General features: G+C 73.4%; 22 protein-coding genes. 12 read left to right on the forward strand and 10 right to left on the reverse strand.

Annotated features, from left to right (window positions below; all coding sequences use genetic code 11):
- The first annotated feature begins 86 nt into the window (after positions 1–86).
- Positions 87–638, forward strand: coding sequence for a hypothetical protein (locus ACFW01_RS13080; RefSeq protein ID WP_234959187.1), 552 nt, complete (start codon positions 87–89; stop codon positions 636–638).
- A 3-nt stretch (positions 639–641) separates the two neighbouring features.
- Here the strand turns inward: ACFW01_RS13080 and ACFW01_RS13085 are convergent, their stop codons facing one another.
- The 4 genes from ACFW01_RS13085 to ACFW01_RS13100 form a co-directional block, all read right to left on the reverse strand.
- A complete protein-coding gene (locus ACFW01_RS13085) occupies positions 642–1,205 on the reverse strand; it encodes a PadR family transcriptional regulator (protein WP_234959186.1) in 564 nt (187 codons plus the stop codon).
- A 40-nt stretch (positions 1,206–1,245) separates the two neighbouring features.
- On the reverse strand, positions 1,246–3,261 hold the full coding sequence (locus ACFW01_RS13090; protein ID WP_384503524.1) for an FAD-dependent oxidoreductase: 2,016 nt from the start codon (positions 3,259–3,261) through the stop codon (positions 1,246–1,248).
- A gap of 120 nt (positions 3,262–3,381) precedes the next feature.
- Positions 3,382–3,753 carry a hypothetical protein gene (locus tag ACFW01_RS13095; RefSeq protein WP_234959184.1) on the reverse strand — a complete coding sequence of 124 codons (372 nt, stop codon included), beginning with the start codon at positions 3,751–3,753 and terminating at the stop codon, positions 3,382–3,384.
- Positions 3,754–3,809: 56 nt separating this feature from the next.
- Positions 3,810–4,703 (reverse strand): hypothetical protein, encoded by an 894-nt coding sequence (locus ACFW01_RS13100; RefSeq protein WP_384503526.1) that lies wholly within the window; start codon positions 4,701–4,703, stop codon positions 3,810–3,812.
- Positions 4,704–4,955: 252 nt separating this feature from the next.
- Between ACFW01_RS13100 and ACFW01_RS13105 the strand changes: the two genes are divergently transcribed.
- Entirely contained in the window at positions 4,956–7,034 is a 2,079-nt protein-coding gene (locus ACFW01_RS13105) for a SpoIIE family protein phosphatase (protein ID WP_234959182.1), read from the forward strand.
- A 191-nt stretch (positions 7,035–7,225) separates the two neighbouring features.
- On the opposite strand, the gene ACFW01_RS13110 is transcribed toward ACFW01_RS13105, so the two are convergent.
- Complete coding sequence (locus ACFW01_RS13110) at positions 7,226–8,065, reverse strand: putative protein N(5)-glutamine methyltransferase (RefSeq protein ID WP_234959181.1); 840 nt, start codon at positions 8,063–8,065, stop codon at positions 7,226–7,228.
- Positions 8,066–8,286: 221 nt separating this feature from the next.
- Here ACFW01_RS13110 and ACFW01_RS13115 point away from each other — a divergent pair, with 221 nt between their 5' ends.
- The 6 genes from ACFW01_RS13115 to ACFW01_RS13140 all read left to right on the forward strand — a co-directional run bounded on the left by ACFW01_RS13115 (position 8,287) and on the right by ACFW01_RS13140 (position 12,960).
- On the forward strand, positions 8,287–8,769 hold the full coding sequence (locus tag ACFW01_RS13115; protein ID WP_234959336.1) for a MarR family winged helix-turn-helix transcriptional regulator: 483 nt from the start codon (positions 8,287–8,289) through the stop codon (positions 8,767–8,769).
- Between the two features lie 64 nt (positions 8,770–8,833).
- Positions 8,834–9,439 (forward strand): sulfite oxidase-like oxidoreductase, encoded by a 606-nt coding sequence (locus ACFW01_RS13120; RefSeq protein WP_384503529.1) that lies wholly within the window; start codon positions 8,834–8,836, stop codon positions 9,437–9,439.
- The gene (locus ACFW01_RS13125) at positions 9,432–10,208 is read left to right on the forward strand and encodes a ferredoxin reductase (RefSeq protein ID WP_384503531.1); all 777 of its coding nucleotides are present in this window, start codon (positions 9,432–9,434) and stop codon (positions 10,206–10,208) included. Before ACFW01_RS13120 ends, ACFW01_RS13125 begins: the two co-directional genes overlap by 8 nt.
- A 163-nt stretch (positions 10,209–10,371) precedes the next feature.
- Positions 10,372–10,956, forward strand: coding sequence for a hypothetical protein (locus ACFW01_RS13130; protein WP_234959178.1), 585 nt, complete (start codon positions 10,372–10,374; stop codon positions 10,954–10,956).
- A gap of 96 nt (positions 10,957–11,052) precedes the next feature.
- On the forward strand, positions 11,053–12,021 hold the full coding sequence (locus tag ACFW01_RS13135; RefSeq protein WP_234959335.1) for an acetylxylan esterase: 969 nt from the start codon (positions 11,053–11,055) through the stop codon (positions 12,019–12,021).
- Between the two features lie 195 nt (positions 12,022–12,216).
- Complete coding sequence (locus ACFW01_RS13140) at positions 12,217–12,960, forward strand: GntR family transcriptional regulator (RefSeq protein WP_234959177.1); 744 nt, start codon at positions 12,217–12,219, stop codon at positions 12,958–12,960.
- A gap of 10 nt (positions 12,961–12,970) precedes the next feature.
- Here ACFW01_RS13140 and ACFW01_RS13145 read toward each other — a convergent pair whose 3' ends face one another.
- Both ACFW01_RS13145 and ACFW01_RS13150 read right to left on the reverse strand, forming a co-directional pair.
- Positions 12,971–13,696: a class I SAM-dependent methyltransferase gene (locus tag ACFW01_RS13145; protein WP_234959176.1), complete on the reverse strand. Its 726-nt coding sequence runs from the start codon at positions 13,694–13,696 to the stop codon at positions 12,971–12,973.
- A gap of 232 nt (positions 13,697–13,928) precedes the next feature.
- On the reverse strand, positions 13,929–14,537 hold the full coding sequence (locus ACFW01_RS13150) for a PadR family transcriptional regulator (RefSeq protein ID WP_384503535.1): 609 nt from the start codon (positions 14,535–14,537) through the stop codon (positions 13,929–13,931).
- Between the two features lie 71 nt (positions 14,538–14,608).
- Between ACFW01_RS13150 and ACFW01_RS13155 the strand changes: the two genes are divergently transcribed.
- From ACFW01_RS13155 to ACFW01_RS13170, 4 genes are all read left to right on the forward strand, one after another.
- Positions 14,609–15,019 (forward strand): nuclear transport factor 2 family protein, encoded by a 411-nt coding sequence (locus ACFW01_RS13155; protein ID WP_234959174.1) that lies wholly within the window; start codon positions 14,609–14,611, stop codon positions 15,017–15,019.
- Between the two features lie 385 nt (positions 15,020–15,404).
- Positions 15,405–16,544 carry a transcription termination factor Rho gene (gene rho, locus ACFW01_RS13160; protein ID WP_234959173.1) on the forward strand — a complete coding sequence of 380 codons (1,140 nt, stop codon included), beginning with the start codon at positions 15,405–15,407 and terminating at the stop codon, positions 16,542–16,544.
- A 160-nt stretch (positions 16,545–16,704) separates the two neighbouring features.
- Positions 16,705–17,886, forward strand: coding sequence for a D-alanyl-D-alanine carboxypeptidase family protein (locus ACFW01_RS13165; RefSeq protein ID WP_384503538.1), 1,182 nt, complete (start codon positions 16,705–16,707; stop codon positions 17,884–17,886).
- A 107-nt stretch (positions 17,887–17,993) separates the two neighbouring features.
- Positions 17,994–19,052 (forward strand): fatty acid desaturase family protein, encoded by a 1,059-nt coding sequence (locus ACFW01_RS13170; protein ID WP_384503540.1) that lies wholly within the window; start codon positions 17,994–17,996, stop codon positions 19,050–19,052.
- Between the two features lie 12 nt (positions 19,053–19,064).
- Here the strand turns inward: ACFW01_RS13170 and ACFW01_RS13175 are convergent, their stop codons facing one another.
- The 3 genes from ACFW01_RS13175 to crcB (ACFW01_RS13185) are packed head-to-tail and all read right to left on the reverse strand — an operon-like array spanning position 19,065 to position 20,730.
- Positions 19,065–19,901, reverse strand: coding sequence for an undecaprenyl-diphosphate phosphatase (locus ACFW01_RS13175; RefSeq protein ID WP_234959171.1), 837 nt, complete (start codon positions 19,899–19,901; stop codon positions 19,065–19,067).
- A 44-nt stretch (positions 19,902–19,945) separates the two neighbouring features.
- Entirely contained in the window at positions 19,946–20,314 is a 369-nt protein-coding gene (gene crcB / locus ACFW01_RS13180) for a fluoride efflux transporter CrcB (protein ID WP_234959170.1), read from the reverse strand.
- On the reverse strand, positions 20,311–20,730 hold the full coding sequence (gene crcB / locus ACFW01_RS13185) for a fluoride efflux transporter CrcB (RefSeq protein WP_234959169.1): 420 nt from the start codon (positions 20,728–20,730) through the stop codon (positions 20,311–20,313). The genes crcB (ACFW01_RS13180) and crcB (ACFW01_RS13185) overlap by 4 nt, the downstream gene beginning before the upstream one ends.
- Positions 20,731–20,770 lie beyond the last annotated feature (40 nt).

Here is a 20,770-nt window from a genome sequence, read left to right on the forward strand (position 1 = left end):
TGGCTGCCACTGAGGGGGCACGGGCGTTCCCGATCTCGGCGACGCAAGGGATGTGCCGCCGACCGTGCCGCCGGAGGGCAGTCCACATGCGCATCTCTTCGCCATTCCTCCGCTCCGGCCTGACCGCGGCAGCCGCTGCCGCGCTGCCCGTCGCCCTGGCCGCCGGGCCGGCTCTCGCGGGGCCGGGCATCTCGGTGAGCACCACCGGGACCACGGTGTCGGTCACCACCACGGCCTGCGCCCAGCTCAACGGCAGTTGGGGCACCGCCTCGCTGCTCACCAGCAGCCAGCGCGACTTCGCGCAGGGGCGCCAGGTGGCACTGTCCGGCACCACTTCCGGCCAGTCGGCGGCGTGGTCGGGCATCTCGCCGGGCACCTACACGGTGATCGTCATGTGCTCGAACAACAGCACCGCGGGCACCCAGACGGTCATCGTCTCCAGCGCGCCCACCCCGTCCCCGAGCCGCTCGGCAACTCCCTCGCCGTCCGCGTCGCCGCGCGGTGTCATGGGCGGCCTGGGCGGAGCGATCCAGGACTACGGCACCGCGACCCTGGTGGCGGGCGGCGCGCTGGTGGGCGCGGGTGTCATCGGCGCGGCCTGGTTCCTGCGCCGCCGCGCGAAGCCCTACCGGTTCTGAGTGCTACCGGCCCTGTGCCCCGGTTCCCTCGGCGGGCAGCTCGGCGAACTCCGCCAGCGCGTGTCTGAGCCATCCCGTCCAGAAGGTCTCCAGGTCGATGCCGGCCCGCAGCACCAGGTGCCGCAGCCGGTCCTCGGCGCTGTCCCTGCCGGGCGGGAAGTCCCGCTCCTCGATCTCCTGGTACTCCGCCAACTGCCTCTCGTGCAGGTCGAGATGGCGGCGCAGGTCCTCCTCGACACCGGCGGTGCCGACCACCGCGGCGGCCCGCAGGCGCAGCAGCATCGTGTCCCGCAGGGGCTTGGGGTCCTGGGGTACGGCGGTCCAGCGGGCCAGCTCCTCGCGGCCCGCGGGCAGCACCTCGTACGACTTCTTCTGCCCGCGGGCCGGCTGCCGCCCGGGCAGCTCGCGGATCAGCCCCTCACCCTCCAGCTTGCCCAGCTCGCGGTAGATCTGCTGGTGCGTCGCCGACCAGAAGTAGCCGATCGAGCGGTCGAACCGGCGGGTCAGCTCCAGCCCGGACGACGGCTTTTCGACCAGGGCGGTGAGGATCGCGTGCGGGAGGGACATGCGCTCATCCTAGGGATGCCGCGGGCCGCCCGGACGGCCGCTACAGCGCCGCCGCCAGTTCGGTGCCCTGTTTGATGGCGCGCTTGGCGTCCAGTTCGGCGGCCACGTCGGCGCCGCCGATGAGGTGCGCGCTGCGACCGGCGGCGACCAGGTCGTCGTAGAGGCCGCGGCTGGGTTCCTGCCCGGTGCAGAGCACGACCGTGTCGACCTCCAGGACGGTGGACTCGTCGCCGATGGTGACGTGCAGTCCGGCGTCGTCGATCCGGTCGTAGCGCACGCCCGGGACCATGGTGACGCCGCGCTGCCTCAGCTCGGTGCGGTGGATCCAGCCGGTGGTCTTCCCGAGCCCGGCGCCGACCTTGGAGGTCTTGCGCTGGAGCAGATGGACGGCGCGCGGCGGCGCGGGGCGCTCGGGCGCGGCGAGGCCGCCGGCGGTCGCGTAGTCCATGTCGACACCCCAGAGGCGGAAGTACGTCGACGGGTCCTCGTGCGCCTTGTCGCCGCCGTCGGTGAGGTATTCGGCGACGTCGAAGCCGATGCCGCCGGCGCCGAGGACGGCGACGCGGTCGCCGACGGGGGCGCCGTCGCGGAGCACGTCGAGGTAGCCGACGACGCTCGGGTGGTCGATGCCGGGGATGTCCGGGGTGCGGGGCGTGACGCCGGTGGCGACGACGACCTCGTCGTGGCCGGTGAGGTCGTCGGCCGCGACCCGCGTGTTGAGGCGTACGTCGACGCCGTGCGCGGCCAGTTGGGTGCGGAAGTAGCGCAGCGTCTCGTCGAACTCCTGCTTGCCGGGGACCTTGCGGGCCACGTTGAGCTGGCCGCCGATCTCGCCCGCGGCGTCGAAGAGGGTGACGTCGTGGCCGCGTTCGGCCGCGCTGACCGCGCAGGCGAGCCCCGCGGGCCCGGCGCCGACGACCGCGACGCGTTTGCGCCGCCGGGGCGGGGTGAGGACCAGCTCGGTCTCGTGGCAGGCGCGGGGGTTGACCAGGCAGGAGGTGATCCGGCCGCTGAAGGTGTGGTCGAGGCAGGCCTGGTTGCAGCCGATGCAGGTGTTGATGGCCTCGGGGCGGCCGGCGGCGGCCTTGGCGACGAAGTCGGGGTCGGCGAGCATCGGGCGGGCCATCGAGACCATGTCGGCGGTGCCCTCGGCGAGCAGCCGCTCGGCGACCTCGGGGGTGTTGATGCGGTTGGTGGTGACGAGCGGCACCGTCACCTCGCCCATCAGCCGCCTGGTCACCCAGGTGTAGGCACCGCGCGGCACGGAGGTGGCGATGGTGGGGATGCGGGCCTCGTGCCAGCCGATGCCGGTGTTGATGATGGTCGCTCCGGCGGCCTCGACGGCCTTGGCGAGGGTGACGACCTCGTCGAGGGTGGAGCCGCCGGGCACCAGGTCGAGCATGGACAGGCGGTAGACGACGATGAAGTCCTCGCCGACCGCCTCGCGCACCCGGCGGACGATCTCGACGGGGAAGCGCGTCCGGTTCTCGTACGAGCCGCCCCAGCGGTCGGTGCGGTGGTTGGTCCGCGCGGTGATGAACTCGTTGATCAGGTAGCCCTCGGATCCCATGATCTCGACGCCGTCGTAGCCGGCCCCGCGCGCCAGCCGTGCGGTGCGGACGTAGTCGTCGATGGTGCGCTCGATCTCGGCGTCGGTCAGCTCGCGGGGCACGTGCGGGCTGATCGGGGCCTGGAGCGCGCTCGGGGCGACCAGGTCGGCGTGGTAGGCGTAGCGGCCGAAGTGCAGGATCTGCAGGGCGATGCGGCCGCCCTCGCGGTGCACGGCGTCGGTGACCACGCGGTGCTGCCCGGCCTCGTCCTCGGTGGTGAGCCTGGCACCGCCCGGGTAGGGGCGGCCCTCGTCGTTGGGGGCGATGCCGCCGGTGACGATCAGGCCCACTCCCCCGCGGGCCCTGGCCGCGTAGAAGGCGGCCATGCGCTCGAAGCCGTTCTCCGCCTCCTCCAGGCCGACGTGCATGGAGCCCATCAGGACCCGGTTGGGGAGCGTCGTGAAGCCCAGGTCGAGCGGGCTCAGCAGGTGGGGGTAGCGGCTCATCGGGGCGCCTCCGTGCGGGGTGTGGTGCCTCCGTTGTAGAGGACGGCCGCCTCTTTATGCAACTAGTTGCACAAAGAGGCGGCGCACACCACACCGCCGCACCGGCGGGTCCCGGTCGGCTCAGCGGCTCTCGAGCCGGACGTGCAGCTCGCGCTCCTGGTCCCCGGAGGCCGTGCTCAGGTCACGCACGGAGAACAGGGAGTCCAGGGTGGTGCGGAACCTCTCGATCGCCCAGTAGCCGCCCTGCACGTCGGCCTCCACGGACTCCCGGAGCCTGGCGGGTTCGCACTCGCCCCGGTGTGCGTCGGCCACGTCGAAGGTGCCGAGCCACACGGTCGGGCGGACCTCGTGGTACTCCCGGGTCACGTCGCCCGCGTGCCGGTCCGACCCGTAGCACGCGCACAGCGCGTCGAACACGGTCCGGGCGTCCTCCTTACTGCACCCGCTCAGCTCCACGGAGACGGATTCCGGGTGCAGTCGCTCAGCGTCCATCGTGATCGCTCCTCTCGCGGCCATACCACCAGAAAAGCACCACCTGGCGCCGGGCACTACCGGGTGAAGCGGTAGGTCTTGCTGTCGGTCAGCACACAGAATCCCGGCGAGACGACGATCACGCGCAGGGTGCCGGTGCGGCGGTCGTAGTCGATGCCCTCCGTCTCGAAGTCGCCGGAGCAGGCGCTGCGCAGGGGCAGCTGCCGCAGGGCGGTGACGTGGCCCGTGACGTCCGCGGTGCCGGTGGGCGCGGCGGACAGGTCGATCCGCAGCAGGGGCTTGGTGATGCCGAAGAGAGTGCCCGCCGGGTCGTCCGAGGAGCAGAGCAGGGTGGTCGCTTCGAGGAAGTCGCAGCCCTGGACGTCGCGCACGGCGTGGTCCAGGCGCACGGTGGCCGCCTGGGGGAGGTTCTCGGAGGGCGAGGTGGCCGGGTTGACGCCGGGCGTCGGGAAGACCAGCAGCCGGTCCATGGTGCCCCACTCGCCGGAGAGCATCCACTGGCCGTCCGGCGAGACGGCGGACCAGGAGTTGTTCCGCGCCTCACCGGGGCTGAGCGTGTGCACGTACTCCGCCCAGCTTCCGTCGGGCTCCTGTACGCGGAACATCTTCGTGTCGCCGTCGTCGCGCTGGTACGGCTCGATGTAGTGGCCGTCGTAGGAGGCGTCGGGGTCGCCGACGTGGTTCCAGCCGCGGGTCCTGAGGTTCAGCGGGATGGTGCCGATGCCGGTGTAGCGGTTGGGGCTGCCGGCCGGGACCTCGACCGAGGCCAGGCCCTGGCTCTCGGTGAGCGGGTCGGCGCGGTCGGAGCCGACCTCGGTCCAGGTGTCGGCCCCGGATGACTCGGACGAGGTACCGGCGGCGGCCGCGGGGCCCGCGAGGCCGGCGGAGAGGGCGAGGGCGGCGAGTCCGGTCAGGACGGTGCGACAACGTTGCCGGGCGCGCAGGGGCATGGAGGCTCCTCGGTGGGGGGCGGGCGGCAAGGACGGGGCGAGCGCGTTCGGCGCACAGTCTGGACCGCCCATCCGGGCATGTACAGACCAACTCCGGTCGCCTTCGTGCGGCGGTCACCGCCGGGCCGGGAGATGCTGGAAGGAGTCCGCGGAGCCGCTCGGAATCGGCCCTGTGCGCGGCGGAACGCGGTAGAACAGGGGAGTCGGCATCAGGAAGGCGTGCCGCGCAAAACGGTGAAGGCGGGGCGTGGGATGAGTACATCCGGGTCTGCCGGGTTCGAGGGCGACGCGTCGCCGCGCGGCCCCGTGCGGCCCAGCGGACTGCTCGACCTGCTGAGCGTGGCCTCGGTCGTGCTGGACGCCGAGGGCCGGATCGTGCTGTGGAGTCCGCAGGCGGAGGAGCTGTTCGGATACTCCGCGCAGGAGGCGCTGGGACAGTACGCCGCCCGGATCATGGTCCACGAACGCCACCTCGACCTGGTCGTCAAGCTGTTCTCCGACGTCATGCGGACCGGCCGCAGCTGGGCCGGGGCCTTCCCGGTCCGGCACAAGGACGGCGGCACCCGGCTGGTGGAGTTCCGCAACATGCGTCTGCTGGACGACCGCGGGGACGTCTACGCGCTGGGGCTCGCGGCCGACCAGTCGACGGTGCGGCGGCTGGAGCGCGACCTGGCGCTGTCCTCACGGGTGATCACACAGTCACCGGTCGGACTGGCGGTGCTGGACACCGACCTGCGGTACGTCTCGGTCAACCCGGCGCTGGAGCGGATCAACGGCATCCCCGCCGACGACCACATCGGCCGCAGGACCCACGAGCTGCTTCCTCAGGTGGACGCGGCTCAGATGGAGGCCGCCGCACGGGAGGTGCTGGAGACCGGGCAGCCGGTGATCGACAAGCCCACCACCGGACGGACCCCCGCCGACCCGGACGAGGACCACGCGTGGTCCGTCTCGCTGTACCGGCTGGACGACGCGCTCGGCACGGTGCTGGGCGTGGCCGTCTCGGTCGTGGACGTCACCGAGCAGTACCGGGTGAGCGCCGAGGCCGAGGCCGCGCGGCGCCGGCTGGCCTCGGTCGCGGACGCCTCCGCCCGGATCGGCACCACGCTGCAATTGGACCGCACCGCGCACGAGCTGGCCGACGTGGCCGTGCCCGGCCTGGCCGACGTCGCCGCCGTGGATCTCCTCCAGGCGGTGGTGGAGGGCCGGCGCAGCAACCTGGGCCCGGCCGAACCTGCCGTGATGCGGGCGCTGGCCGTGCACGCGGACGACGCCCCCGACGCGCTCACGGCGGCCGACCGGCCCGGCCAGGTGGCCCGGTACGGACCGGACCGCCTGGTCACCGAGTGCGTGCGCAGCGGGCGGCCGGTGTGGGTGGCCCGGGTGACCGGGGAGGACCTGGAGCGCATCGCCCGTTCACCGGAGGCGGTGGAGCTGCTGCGCCGGGCGGGTGTGCACTCGTACCTGGCCGTCCCGCTGATCGCGCGGGGCGAGGTGCTGGGCGCCCTGGACCTGAAGCGGACCGCCAACCCGCTCCCGTTCGGCCAGGACGATCTGCTGCTGGCCAAGGAACTGGCCGCGCGGGCCGCGCTGCAGATCGACAACGCCCGCTGGTACCAGAACGCCCGCACCACCGCCCTGACCCTCCAGCGCAGCCTACTGCCGAGCCATCCGCCGGTGACCGGTGGCCTGGAGGTCGCCTCGCGCTACCAGCCGGCCGGGGCCACCAGCGAGGTCGGCGGCGACTGGTTCGACGTGATCGAGCTGGAGAGGTGCAAGACCGCGCTCGTGGTGGGCGACGTGATGGGCAGCGGTATCGCGGCGGCGGCCTCGATGGGACGGCTGCGGACCGCGACGAACACCCTGGCCGCCCTCGACCTGGACCCGGCACTGCTCATGGAGCATCTGGACCGCACCACGGCGGGCCTGGACCAGGCCATCGCGACCTGCGTCTACGCCGTGCACGACCCGCACGAGAGGCGGTGCCTGATCGCCAACGCGGGGCACCTGCCGCCGGTGCGGCTGCGGGCCGGGCACCCGCCGGAGCTGCTGGACCTGCCCACCGGGGTGCCGCTCGGGGTGGGCGGCGTCCCGTTCTCCACGACCGCCGTCGACCTGGAGCCCGGCGACCGGCTGGTGCTGTACACCGACGGCCTCGTCGAGACCCGCCGGCACCCCCTGGACGAGCGGCTGAACGCCCTGCTCGCCCTGCTGGACGGGCCGGACCGCCCCCTGGAGGAGGTCTGCGACCAGCTCCTGCGCACCCTGCACGAGCCGGAGAACTCCGACGACGTGGCCCTGCTGATCGCCCGCGCCAGGCCGCCCGCCTAGGGCCTGTCTGACAATTCCCGTCGTCGCCCGGAGGGCGGCCTCGCGGCGTCAGGTGCGTGCTCTCGCCGTGCCGGGCGTAGAGCCTCGTACTGGATGTACTTGGCTCTGCGCCCGGTGCGGCGAGAGTGCGTGCATGGCGTCGCGAGGCAGACGGGAATTGTCAGACAGGCCCTAGGGATGCCGGTACCGCGCTAGTCCCGGACGCCTGTCACCACGTGGGCGTACAGCTCCTCCGAGACCGCGACGCGGGTGGTCATCCCGGCGCGGGTGAAGGCGGCGACCGCGGCGGGCGACTGGGCCTCGCTCGTCTCGACCAGCAGGCAGCCGCCGGGCGCCAGCCAGCGGGGCGCCTCGGCCGCGACGCGGCGCAGCACGTCGAGTCCGTCGGCTCCCCCGTCGAGGGCGACCAGTGGTTCGTGGTCGCGGGCCTCGGCCGGCAGCAGGGCGACCTCGGCGGTGGGGACGTAGGGCACGTTGGCCGCGAGGATGTCCACGCGGCCGCGCAGGACCTCGGGCAGCGCGTCGAACAGGTCACCGGCGTACACCCTGCCGCCCGCCTCGGCGAGGTTGCCGCGGGCGCAGCGCACGGCGGCGGGGTCGACGTCGGCGGCGTGCACCTCGGGCCTCTCCAGCGCGGCGGCCAGGGCCGCGCCGACGGCGCCGGAGCCGCAGCACAGGTCCACGACGACGGACGCGTGGGGCGCGTGGGCGAGGGCCACGTCGACCAGGAACTCGGTGCGGCGGCGGGGTACGAAGACACCGGGGGCGACGGAGACCCGCAGACCCCGGAACTCGGCCCAGCCGAGGACGAGTTCGAGGGGCAGCCCGGAGACCCGGCGGTCGATCAGGGCGGTGAGTTCCCCGGCGGTGCGGGCGGCGGCCATCAGCAGCGCCGCCTCGTCCTCGGCGAAGACACAGCCCGCGGTGCGGAGCGCGGCGACGACGGAGTCACGCGAGGGGCAGGCCGCGGAGGGCAGGGGGGAACGCGAGGAAGCGGAGAGCGAGGGGTGTGCGGGAGAGGACGGGGCCATGGAAGCCGAGAGCCTTTCGGGAACCGAAGGGCGCTCTCGCGGTCAGCCGTTGGCGGTGACCGTGCTGCCGTGAGGTGAGAGCACCCGGGTCGACACAGCGGTAATGGGTCTCACCTCCCAGGTGTCCGGCGGCCGGGACGCTCCGCGGCCGACGGTCACATTACCCCAAGTTGTACTCTGCAACCAGCGATGCGAGGGGAGGACCTGTGACGGCTGCCGAGATGCCCGGTACCGCGGCGGACGCGGCCGTGGAGACCGTCCAGCGCGAGATGACGGCCTTCGCCCGCCGCGCCCGCGCCTCGGCGGGGCGCATGCATCCCGAGCTGTCGCTGGTGTCGTACACACTCCTCGGCCATCTGGAGGAGCGGGACGGCTGCCGGGCGACCGACCTGGCGGCCCACTACGCCCTCGACAAGTCCACGGTCAGCCGCCAGGTGTCCGCGCTGGAGCGGGCCGGGCTGATCGAGCGGCGTCCGGACCCCGAGGACCAGCGCGTGCAGGTCCTGCACCTGACGCCGGCCGGACGGCGCATCCTGGCGCAGGTCACCGAGAGCCGCCGGGCGGCCTTCCGGGAGCGGCTCGCCGACTGGCCCGACGAGGACCTGGTCCGCTTCGCCGCGTATCTGGAGCGGTACAACGCGTGGCGGGGCGGTCCGCGGGGCGAGGACCCGGACCGGGGAACGCCGGCCACCACGTACCGTTGACGGCGTACGCACTGATCACGCAGGCCGCGCGCACCCCTCGCTGCGGCCCGAAAGGCCCCACCGCATGAACACCACCCGAGGCTTCGCCGGGCGCCCGCGCGTCGACCGGCCGGGGCTGCCGCCCGGCCAGTACGACGCGGGCGACGACTGGCCCGTGCTGTCCGCCGAGGTCACGCCCGACCTCGCCCCCGCCGACTGGACCTTCCGGGTGGGCGGTCTCGTGGCCGAGGAGCGCACCTGGGACCTGGCCGGGGCGCGCCGGCTGCCCGCCTCGGCGTACGAGGGCGACATCCACTGCGTGACCGGCTGGTCGAAGTTCGGCGTGCGGTTCGGGGGCGTGTCCCTGGACGCCTTCCTGGAGGCGGTCCGTCCGCTGCCGTCCGCCACGCACGCCGTGGCGTACGCGCACACCGGCTACACCGCGAACCTGCCGCTGGCGGACCTGACCGGCGGCCGGGCCTGGGTCGCCTGGGAGTACGAGGGGCGTCCGCTCGCCCCCGAGCACGGCGGCCCGGTGCGGCTGGTGGTGCCGCACCTGTACTTCTGGAAGAGCGTGAAGTGGCTCGCGGGCCTGGAGCTGCTCGACCACGACCGGCCGGGCTTCTGGGAGCAGAACGGCTACCACGCGCGCGGCAATCCCTGGGAGGAGCAGCGGTACTCCGGTGACTGAGACGGCCACACGCACGGCGGGGGCCCACCCGCCCCCCACGCGGTTCGCCGTGCCCGGACGCATCGAGGTGAACGGCCTGGTGGCCGCCACCTGGCAGCCGGCCACGCTCACGGAGATCCGCCGCGAGACGCCCCGCGCGTCCACGTTCCGGTTCGCCGTGCCCGGCTGGGCGGGCCATCTGCCGGGCCAGCACCTGATGGTCCGGCTCACCGCCGAGGACGGGTACGTGGCCCAGCGGCACTACTCGCTGGCCTCCGCGCCGGACGGCTCCGGGCACATCGAGCTGACCCTCGACCACGTGTCGGACGGGGAGGTGTCGGGCTGGTTCCACACGGTGGCGCGGCCCGGCGACCGCATCGAGGTGCGCGGCCCGCTGAGCGGCTTCTTCGCCTGGCCGGGCGACCGTCCCGCGCTGCTGCTGGGCGCGGGCTCCGGCGTCGTCCCGCTGATGTCCATGGTCCGGCACCACCGGGCGCGGGGGCTGACGGTGCCGCTGCGGATGCTGGTGTCCGCGCGCGGCCCCGAGGAGTTGATCTACGCGGACGAGTTCGGCCCGGAGACCACCCCCGTCTTCACCCGGAGCGCCCCGGCCGGGACGCCCGTGGGCCGGCTGACCGCCGCGCACCTGGCCCCGCTGCTGTCCGAGCCGCCCGCCGGGGGCTGGGAGGCCTATGTGTGCGGGTCGAACGCGTTCGCCGAGCACGCGTCACGGCTGCTGGTGGCCGGGGGCCAGCCGGTGGAGCGCATCCGCATCGAGCGCTTCGGCTGACCCGCGGCGGAACTTCGCCGCGAGGGTGGGGCGAGGCCCGCCGGACTGGGTACTCGTCCAGTACGGGCACTCGCACACTGGCGCGACCCCAAGGCGCGGGGGTTCCCCGCCCGTCACGGCCGTCCGTCCGCCTTCCGGTCGCGGTGATCGCGGGGAGGTCGACATGCGAACCCGGGTGCGCGGCTGGCGCTGGCGGCACAATCCGCTGCGCCGCCGGTCGGACGTCGTCGAGTCCTGGACCCTGCTGGTCGTCGCCCTGCTGCTCTTCGTGGGCGCCCCCCTGCTCGGGGCCGCCACCGCCTGGTGGGGTTACGGCCAGGCGAAGGCGATCGTCGCGGAGCAGCGGGCGGAACGGCAGCGCGTGAGCGCCGAGGTGGCCGGCGACACCGGCGGCACCCTGCCGTCCGCCCAGCTCGACGGGCAGCACTCCTACCGCACGACCGTCCGCTGGAGCACGCCGGACGGCACGGAGCGGAGCACCACGGCGCGGGTTCCGGCCGACGCCCGGCGCGGTGACCGGGTCGACGTGTGGCTGGACTCGCGGGGGCGGAGCGTGCCGCCGCCGTCGGACGGCGCCCAGATCTGGCAGCACAGCGCCACCGTGGGTTCCTTCACCGCCATCGGCACCGGCCTCACGGTGCTCCTGCTGCACCGCGCGGTGCGCGGGGTGGCCCTCAGGCGCCGGATGAACGAGTGGGACCGCGACTGGGCCCGCACCGAACCCCAGTGGACGCACCGCGGCGCCTGACCGCCTCCCGCCGCGATCTGGTCCGCCTCCCGGCCCCTCACGTACGGTGTGATCATCCGTACGGTCCGGCACGTGCTCCCGCAAAGGCGGTTCCCGATGGCCCTGTTCGATCTTCCGCTCGACGAACTGCGGGCGTACCGGAGCGCGTCGGGCGAGCCGGAGGACTTCGACGCGTTCTGGGCCAAGACGCTCCAGGAAGCCCGCGAGCACGACGTGGACGCGCGCTTCGAGCCGGTCGACACGGGCCTGTCCACGGTGCGGGTGTACGACGCGACGTTCGCCGGGTTCGGCGGTCATCCGGTGAAGGGCTGGCTGACACTGCCGGCCGCGGCGGAGGAACCGCTGCCGCTGGTCGTGGAGTTCGTCGGGTACGGCGGCGGGCGCGGGCTGCCGCACGAGCACCTGCTGTGGGCGTCCACGGGCCGGGCCCACTTCGTGATGGACACCCGGGGCCAGGGCAGCGGCTGGGGCGGCGGTGGCGGGACCGCGGACCCGGTGGGCGGCGCGCCCGCGTACCCGGGCTTCCTGACCCGCGGCCTCGACGCCCCCGAGAACTACTACTACCGCCGGGTCTTCACCGACGCCGTGCGCGCCGTCGAGGCGGCCCGTTCCCACCCGCTGACCGACCCGGCACGCACGGTCGCGCTCGGCGGGAGCCAGGGCGGCGGGATATCGCTCGCCGTGGGCGGTCTGGTGCCGGACCTGGTGGCGGTCGCCCCGGACGTGCCGTTCCTGTGCGACTTCCCGCGCGCGACCACGATCACCGACCGGCATCCCTACCGCGAGGTCGGCCTGTACCTGAAGACGCACCGCGGCCGGACCGAGGACGTGCTGCGCACGCTCTCCTACTTCGACGGCGTGCACTTCGCGGCGCGGGGCCGGGCGCCGGTGCTGTTCTCGGCGGCGCTGGAGGACCAGACCTGCCCCCCGTCGACCGTCTTCGCGGCCTTCAACGCCTGGGCGCACGAAGACAAGGCGATCGAGGTGTACGACTTCAACGACCACGAGGGCGGCGGACCGTTCCAGCAGGCCGCCAAGGTGCGCTGGCTGCGCTCGTACGCCTGAGCCGCCGCGGCCCCGGGGGGAGACGGCGCGGTTTCGGACACGGCGGTCACGGTGGAGGCCGTACGCCGCCGGAGGCGCGGGTGGTGTTTCGGCCGAACCGGCGGACCGGCCTTCCCTGCTGGTTTAGACCAATGGTACTTCTGGTGGCGCACCGAGCCCGCACGGCTACCGTACGTCACCCTCAGGAGGCGCGGCATGGACCGCACCACCCCGCACGACGACCCTCTCGCCGACGACCGGCCGCTGTACTGGCGGGTGGCGGCACGACTGCTCGGCGAACTGCACGACGGCTCCGTCCCGCCGGGCGAACGGCTGCCCGGCGAGCGCCGGCTGGCGGAGCACTTCGGTGTGAGCCGGGAGACCGTCCGGCAGGCCCTGGAGGTGTTGCGCCGGGACGGCCTGCTGACCACCGACCGCCGGGGCAGTCACGCCGCCCTCCCCGGACCGCCGGCCGGGAGCCCGGCGCCGCTCGCGTTCCCGGTGGGCGCCCGTCCGGCCGAGCCCCGTACGGGCGACCGCGCCACCGTCGCCTGGGAGGCGCCGCCGCCCGAGCACGCGGTGGCGCTGGGGCTGGTGCCGGGCCGTCCGACGCTGGTACACCGCTACGCGTCGGCGACCGCCGACGGAAGCGGGCGGCGGACGGCCGTGACGTCGTTCTCGGCCGTCGCGCTCGCCGAGGTCGAGGAGCTGGCCCGCTACCGCGACCGCGCCGACGGCGTCGCCTCGGCCCAGCTGCGGCGGGCCTACGACTGGATGCGCAGGGCGGGCCTGACCCTGCATCACCGGGACACCATCACCCCGCTCACGGGCGCGGCCTCGGTCCGGGTCGTGCGCCGGGTGCACGACCAGCACGACCGGCCGCTGGAGATCACGGAGCTTCTGGTGGACGCCCGACAGGACGCCCTGGTCTACGAGTTCACGCTGCCGGCCGCGGGGTGAACCCCGCCCGCTACCCCGTCCGCCGGGCCGTGACCAGCCGGACGCGCGGGCTGCCGTCGGGCCGCCGGCCGAACTCGGGCAGGGCGTGCAGTTCCGCCCGGAAGCCCGCGCGCGCGAGTTCCCGGCCGACGTCCCCGAGACGGAACGTCCGGTAGTACATGACGAACGGCGGCCGCCACAGCGCGTTGCGCACCCGCATCGCGGCGTCGAAGCCGAGCAGCGTCCAGTACCCCGGAGAGCCGGGGCGGGGCGGCGCGACCACGGGGAAGGCGAAGCGGCCGCCCGGCCGGAGCACGGACCGCACCTGGCCGAACAGGCCCGGCAGCTCCCGGGGCAGGAAGTGCCCGAACGCGCCGAAGCTCACCACGAGGTCGAACTCGGCGCCGAACGGCAGCGCGCGGGCGTCCGCACGCACCCAGGAGACCTCTGGCCCGGGGGGCACCGGGCGGCCGCGCGCGACCTCCAGCATGCCCGCGCTGAAGTCGACCCCCGTCACCCGCTCCCGGCACACCCGGGCCAGCACGTCCACGCCCGCGCCGGTGCCGCAGCACAGGTCGAGCCCGGAGCCGAACGGTCCCATCGGCGCCAGCGCCGAGGCCACGGCGTCGAGCACCCGGTCCGGCGTCCGGTAGGGGGTGTGGTCGAACTTCGGGGCGAGCAGGTCGTAGCCGCGCTCGACCGACGACAGCGCCTGGACGGCGAGTTCGCGCAGGGTGGGGCCTTCGGGGCTGAACATCGGCTCAGCCTAGGGCCTGTCTGACCATTCCCGTCGTCGCCCGGAGGGCGGCCTCGCGGCGTCAGGTGCGTGCTCTCGCCGTGCCGGGCGTGGAGCCTCGTACTGGATGTACTTGGCTCTGCGCCCGGTGCGGCGAGTGGGGGCACCTCCCACGCCCTCAAGGCAGTGGGGGAGCGTGCATGCGTCGCGAGGCTGGGGGCACCTCCCGGCCGGAGGCTGGGGGAGGGAATGGTCAGACAGGCCCTAGGTCAGACAGGCCCGAGGGCTGCCCGGCGGGCCCGGCCGGGGCACGCCGTTCCTCGAGCACGGTGAGGACGCGCTCGCACCAGCGGGCGTTGTCCCGTTCGAAGGCGATTCCGGCGAGCAGCGTGAGGTAGGGGCCGACGCGGTCGGCCTCGCGGAGGTGCCGCTCCTCGGTGCGCCCGTCCAGGAGGCGCTCGCGTACGCGCTCGTAGCGGGCGAGCTTGCCCAGGGCCCAGGCCCTGCGCTCCTCGACCAGCGCGCGGACGGCGTCGGGGTCGGCGCCGTCCATCGCCTGCATCTTGATCAGGAACTCGTCGCGGACGGCGGTGGGGCGCCGGGTCGGCTCGACGGCGAAGGCGCCCAGCCGCTCCCGTCCGGCCTCGGTGAGCGAGAACAGCCTTTTGGTGGGCCTGCGTTCCTGCTGCACCGTCCGTGCCTCGATCAGCCCGTCGCCCGCCAGGCGCTCCAGCTCCCGGTAGAGCTGCTGCGGCGTGGCGGGCCAGAAGTTGGCGAGCGACACGTCGAACACCTTGGACAGTTCGTAGCCCGAGGCCTCTCCCTCCAGGAGAGCGGCCAGGACGGCGTACTTGAGAGACATGTCGACACGCTAGCAAGCACGGACTAATCTACTCCGCACCTATTCAATTATTTTACTAAGAGGTGGCTGCGATGCAGGCATTCCGCGCGGCGGTCGAGGCACACGACATCGACGCCGTCGAAGCACTGCTGGCCGAGGACGTGGTCTTCACCAGCCCCGTCGTGTTCAAGCCCTACCGGGGCAAGGCGATCACCGCGGCGATCCTGCGCGCGGTCGAGCGCGTCTTCGAGGACTTCCGCTATGAGCGCGTCATCGGCGAGGAGGGCGGCCGCGACCACGCACTGGTCTTCTCGGCACGGGTGGGCGACCGGGAGATCGGCGGCTGCGACTTCCTGCACCTGGACGAGTCGGGCCGGATCGACGAGCTGACGGTGATGGTGCGGCCGCTGTCGGGCGCCCAGGCGCTCCAGGCGGCCATGGCCGCGCAGTTCGAGCGGATCGCGCAGGAGGCACAGGCGGCGCAGGCGGGTACGGCCGGCTGAGTCCGGCCCGGCACATGCGGAACACGGAGTCACGGAAGCCGGAACAGGGACCGCACCGGCGGCGTTGACGAGGTCGACGGGAATGCGACGCTGCTTCGTCCCATTCCCGTGCCCCTCCCACCACGTCCCGTGGTACGGTGCGGTCAGCACTTGTGTACGCCCCGCTGGGGCGCCGGTGCCAGTTTCCTTCGGTTCGCCGACCCGCCCGTCGCGATGCGACCGGCGCGTCCGCTTCTCAGCACAACCTCGTGAGCAGGGTCTTAAGTACCCGCAGTCACCGTGGTGCTGTTCCCGCCGTCCGGAGGCGTGTCGTCCGACCCCTCGCACGGCTTTCCCCCTCCTTCCGCATGTCCCATGCCCGGGTGTCCTCGAAAGGACCGACCACATGACCACCACACTCGAACACCCCCCTGTACAGCAGTCCCCGGCCGAGGTCGCGAGCGGCGTCCTCGACATCGAGACGGGCGGGAAGGGCCGCCTGCGGGGCGCGAGCCTCCAGCCCGAGCCGGACGATCCCGCCCTCTCCCCCGCCCTGATCCGCCGGCACGGCCTGCGCAAGGGCGACCTGATCGAGGGCGTGCGCGGCGACCGGCGGACCCTGACCGACGTCGTCCGCGTCAACGGCCGTACGCCTCAGGGCCGGGACGGCCGGCGGCACTTCCACGAGCTGACCCCGCTGCACCCACACGAGCGGCTGCGGCTCGAACACCGCGCGGCCGGACTGACCGGGCGCGTCACCGATCTGCTCGCACCGGTCGGCAAGGGCCAGCGCGGCCTGATCGTGGCCCCGCCCAAGACCGGCAAGACCGTCCTGCTCCAGCAGCTCGCCGCCGCGGTGACCGGCAACCACCCCGAGACCCGGCTGATGGTGGTGCTGCTCGACGAACGGCCCGAGGAGGTCACCGACATGCGCCGGTCGGTGCGGGGCGAGGTGTACGCCTCGACCTTCGACCAGAGCGCCAAGCAGCACATCGCGCTCGCCGAACTCGTCGTCGAGCGCGCCAAGCGGCTCGTCGAGGCCGGTGAGGACGTCGTCATCCTGCTCGACTCCCTCACGCGGCTGTGCAGGGCGCACAACAACGCCTCCTCCTCGGGCGGCCGTACGCTCAGCGGTGGCGTCGACGCCGCGGCGCTGCTCGGCCCCAAGCGGTTCTTCGGCGCGGCCCGCAAGGCCGAGGAGGGCGGCTCCCTCACCATCCTCGCCACCGCCCTCGTGGAGACCGGCTCGCGGGCCGACGACTTCTACTTCGAGGAGCTGAAGAGCACCGGCAACATGGAGCTGCGGCTGAGCCGGGAACTCGCCGCCCGCCGGGTGTTCCCGGCCGTGGACATGGCCGGTTCGGGCACCCGGCGCGAGGAACTCCTGCTGTCCGCCCCCGAGGCCGCCGCCGCGCGCGGGCTGCGGCGGGCGCTGGCGGCCCGGGACGGGCAGTCCGGCCTGGAGACGCTGCTGGAGCGGATGCGCCAGACCCCGGACAACGCCGCGTTCCTACGGCAGGTCCAGCCGACCCTGCCGGCCGGCTGACCCCGCCCGGCCCCGCGACACCCGCCCCCCCCGCGACACCCGGTCCCGCCCGGACGCCCGGTCCCGCCGGGTCATCCGGCCCTACGGCAAACGGGTGTATGCGCTCCCGACTCGCCCCGGACAGCGCGGCGGTTCAGGCGTCCGTTCCTACGTTTGCGGTATGACTATCGGATTCTCATCCCGGGCGGCTCGATCCACTTGCGTGCTCTGCGTGGCAGGCCTGCTGACGCTCATGCCCGCCGCCGCTGCCGCCCGTACGGGACAGCCGGACCCCGGGCCACCGGGCGCACCCGGCCCGATGGCCCGGCCCGCGGCGCTGTACGGCTCCGGCACGCAGGTCCGGCCCGGCCCCGAGGCCCCCGAGGTCCCCTATGTCTCCGCGCTGTCCTGGGTGGTCGCCGACGCCGAGAGCGGCGACGTGCTGGCCGCCCACGACGCGCACCGCCCGCTGCCTCCGGCCAGCACCCTCAAGACGCTGTTCGCCCTCACCGTACTGCCGGTCCTGCCGGGCGGCGTCCGCCACGAGGTGAGCGCGGACGAGCTGTCCGGCATCGGTCCGGGCAGCAGCCTGGTCGGTGTCGTCGAGGGCCACACATACCGCGTCTCCGACCTGTGGAACGGGGTCTTCCTCAACTCCGGCAACGACGCCGTGCACGTCCTCGCCTCGCTCACCGGCGGCTGGAGCGCCACGGCCGCACGGATGCAGGCCGAGGCCCGTGCCCTCGGCGCCCTCGACACCCAGGTGCGCTCACCCGACGGCTACGACGCGCCGGGCCAGGTGTCGTCGGCTTACGACCTGGCGGTCTTCGGACGGGCGGGGCTGCACAACCCGGACTTCGCACGGTACTGCGGCAAGGTCGACGCGCTCTTCCCGGGCCGGGACGGTGAGGCGTACGGAATCATGAACACCAACCGCCTGCTCACCGGGGCGGACGGCGTGGAGCCGTACCCGGGGCTCATCGGCGTCAAGAACGGCTACACCAGCAACGCCGGCAACACGCTGATCGCGGCGGCCCACCGCGACGGGCGCACCCTGGTGGTCAGCGTGATGAACCCGCAGGAGGGCGGCGGCCACGCCGTGTACGAGGAGGCCCGTTCGCTGCTCGACTGGGGCTTCGAGGCGTCCGGTCTGGTCGAGCCGGTGGGCTCGCTGTCGCCCCCGGACGACCGGCCCCAGCCGGGCGCCGAGGCGGCGGCGCCCGTGGCGGCCGCGTCGACGCGGGCCGCCGAGCACGAGCCGGGCTGGCCGGAGACCGGCGCCATCCTCGGCGTCGCCGGGCTGGGCGCGGGCGTCATGGCGCTGGCGCTGCGGCTCAAGCTCGTGCGCGACGACGGGAGTTGACGGGGAGCGGGAGGAGGACCCCCGGGACGGGGGTGGTGCTGGCCACACCCCTGTTTCGGGGGCGGACGCCATTCTGCGGCCGGCAGCGCGTTCACATACTGAACCGCATGGCCAATCCAACGATGCTCATCGAGAACTCCCCCGCGCGGGGAGAGCAACAGCGACGCGAGAAGGGCAGCGACTTCTCCGAACTCGCACGCCGCATGGCCGACGCGGATCTGCTCCGGCGCCGCCCGCTGTACTACACGGTGCGCTTCGGTGCCGTCGCCCTCGCGCTCGCGGGCGGTGTCGCCGCCTTGGTCACCCTGGGGGACAGTTGGAGCCAGCTGGTGGTCGCGGCGGCGCTGGCCGTCGTCTTCGGCCAGCTCGGACTGGCCGCCCACGACCTCGCCCACCGGCAGGTCTTCACCCGCCGGCGCCCCAGCGAGGCCGGCGGACTGCTGGTGGCCAACCTGCTGCTGGGCATGAGCTACGGCTGGTGGATGAACAAGCACACCCGCCACCACGCCAATCCCAACCACGAGGAGAAGGACCCTGACGTCTCCCCCGACATCCTCGTGTGGTCCCGGGGTCAGGCGAGCAGGGCGAAGGGGCTGCCGCGCTTCGTCGGGAAGCACCAGGCGGCCCTGTTCTTCCCGCTGCTGACGCTGGAAGGTCTCAACCTGAGTTTCAACAGCTTCAAGGCGCTGCGCAGCCCGTCCATGAAGCGGCCGGTGCTGGAGGGGTCGCTGCTCGTCGCGCACTTCGTCCTGTACTTCGGCGGGCTTTTCACACTGCTGTCCCCCGGCAAGGCGCTCGCCTTCATCGCCGTGCACCAGGGCCTGTTCGGGATCTACCTCGGCTCGGTCTTCGCACCCAACCACAAGGGCATGCCGATGATCGAGGAGGGCACGCGGCTGGACTTCCTGCGCCGCCAGGTCCTCACCTCCCGCAACGTACGCGGCGGTGTGTTCGTCGACGCCTTCATGGGCGGCCTCAACTACCAGATCGAGCACCACCTCTTCCCCAGCATGCCGACCCCCGCGCTGGCCAGGGCACAGGCCGTCACCGAGGCGTACTGCGCCGAACTGGGCGTCCCCTACCACCAGACGGGGCTGCTCGCCTCGCACCGCGAAGCCCTGCGGCACATGCGGAGCGTCGGGGAACCGCTGCGCGCCGCCCGCTGAATCCGGCGGCGGTCAGCTCTGCAGCACGCCCGCGCCCAGCAGCCCGAACAGCAGGACGCCGACCGCGATCCGGTAGACGACGAAGGCGTTGAAGGAGTGCTTGGCGACGAACTGCAGCAGCCAGGCGATGGAGGCGTAGGCGACCACGAAGGAGACGAGGGTGCCGACCAGCAGGGGCGCGGCACCCGCTCCCGCGCCCAGGGCGTCCTTCAGTTCGTACAGACCGGCGCCGGTCAGGGCCGGGATGCCGAGGAAGAAGGAGAGCCGGGTGGCGGCGACCCGGTCGAGGTCGAGCATCAGGGCGGTGGACATGGTGGCGCCGGATCGGGAGAAGCCGGGGAACAGGAGCGCGAGGATCTGCGAGCCGCCGACCAGCATGGCGTCCTTGAACGAGGTGTCGTCCTCGCCCCGCTTGTGCCGGCCGGTGCGGTCCGCCACCCACATGACCCCGCTGCCGACGATCAGTGAGCCGGCCACCACCCACAGGGAGGCGAGCGGGCCCTTGATCAGCGGCTTGGCGGCCAGGCCCACCAGGACGATCGGGACCGTCGCGCAGATGACCCACCAGGCGAACTTGTAGTCGTGGTGGTACCGCTCCTCCCGGTCCCGCAGCCCGCGCACCCACGCGGAGAGGATCCGGGCGATGTCCTTGTGGAAGTAGACGAGCACGGCGGCGATCGCGCCGACCTGGATGACCGCCGAGAAGCCGATGACGGAGTGGTCGTCCACGGGGATGCCCATCAGCCCCTCGGCGATCTTGAGGTGGCCGGTGGAGGAGACGGGCAGGAACTCGGTCACCCCCTCGACGGCTCCGAGGACGATGGCCTGACCGATGCTGATGGCGCTCATGAGACCCACTTCCTACTACACGCGGGCGAGCACTCCCGTCACGCTCAGAGCGCGTCGGCGAGTGTCACCCCCGCGAACACCGCCGCGAGGCCGGCCGCCACGCTCGCCGCCACGTTCACCGCCGCCGGGAGGCGGGAGCCCGTCTCGGTGAGGCGGAGCGTCTCCCAGGAGAAGGTCGAGTACGTCGTGAGGGCGCCGCACAGGCCGGTCCCGAGCAGGAGACGCAGGTCGGATCCCACGGCTCCGGCCAGCGTGGCACCGGTGACCAGGCCCAGGACCAGGGAGCCGAGGACGTTCACGGTGAGGGTGCCCCAGGGGAAGGCGGAACCGTGCCGGGACTGCACCGCGCGGTCGGTGAGGTAGCGCAGGGGCGCTCCGACCATGCCGCCCACGACGACCAGCAGCCAGTTCATCCGGGGATCCGCCTCCGCTTCAGTGTCCGGCGGGCCGCCCACGAGGCGAGCCACACCGCGGTGAGTGCCGCGAGCGGGGTGGCGGCGAGGTAGGCCAGACCGGTGCCCGGGTGGCCGTCCGCGAGCAGCGCGCGGATGTCCGCCGCGTAGGTGGAGAAGGTGGTGAATCCGCCGAGCACGCCGGTGCCGAGGAAGGGCCGGACCAGGCGGTGGACGTCCCACACCTCGGTCACGGCCACCATGAGCACGCCCATGGCGGCGCAGCCGGCCACGTTGACCCAGAAGGTCGTCCAGGGGAAACCGCCGCTCCGCGCCGGCCACCACAGGGCGGCGGCGTAGCGGGCCGCGGCGCCGGTACCGCCGCCGAGGGCCACGACCGCGACGACGGGTGCCTGGACACGCCACCCCTGCGTCATGGTCGTACGCCTCCCGCTCGCTCGACGGCGGGGCCAGGGT

The organism is Streptomyces sp. NPDC058985, from assembly GCF_042740985.1.
Classification (GTDB): domain Bacteria; phylum Actinomycetota; class Actinomycetes; order Streptomycetales; family Streptomycetaceae; genus Streptomyces.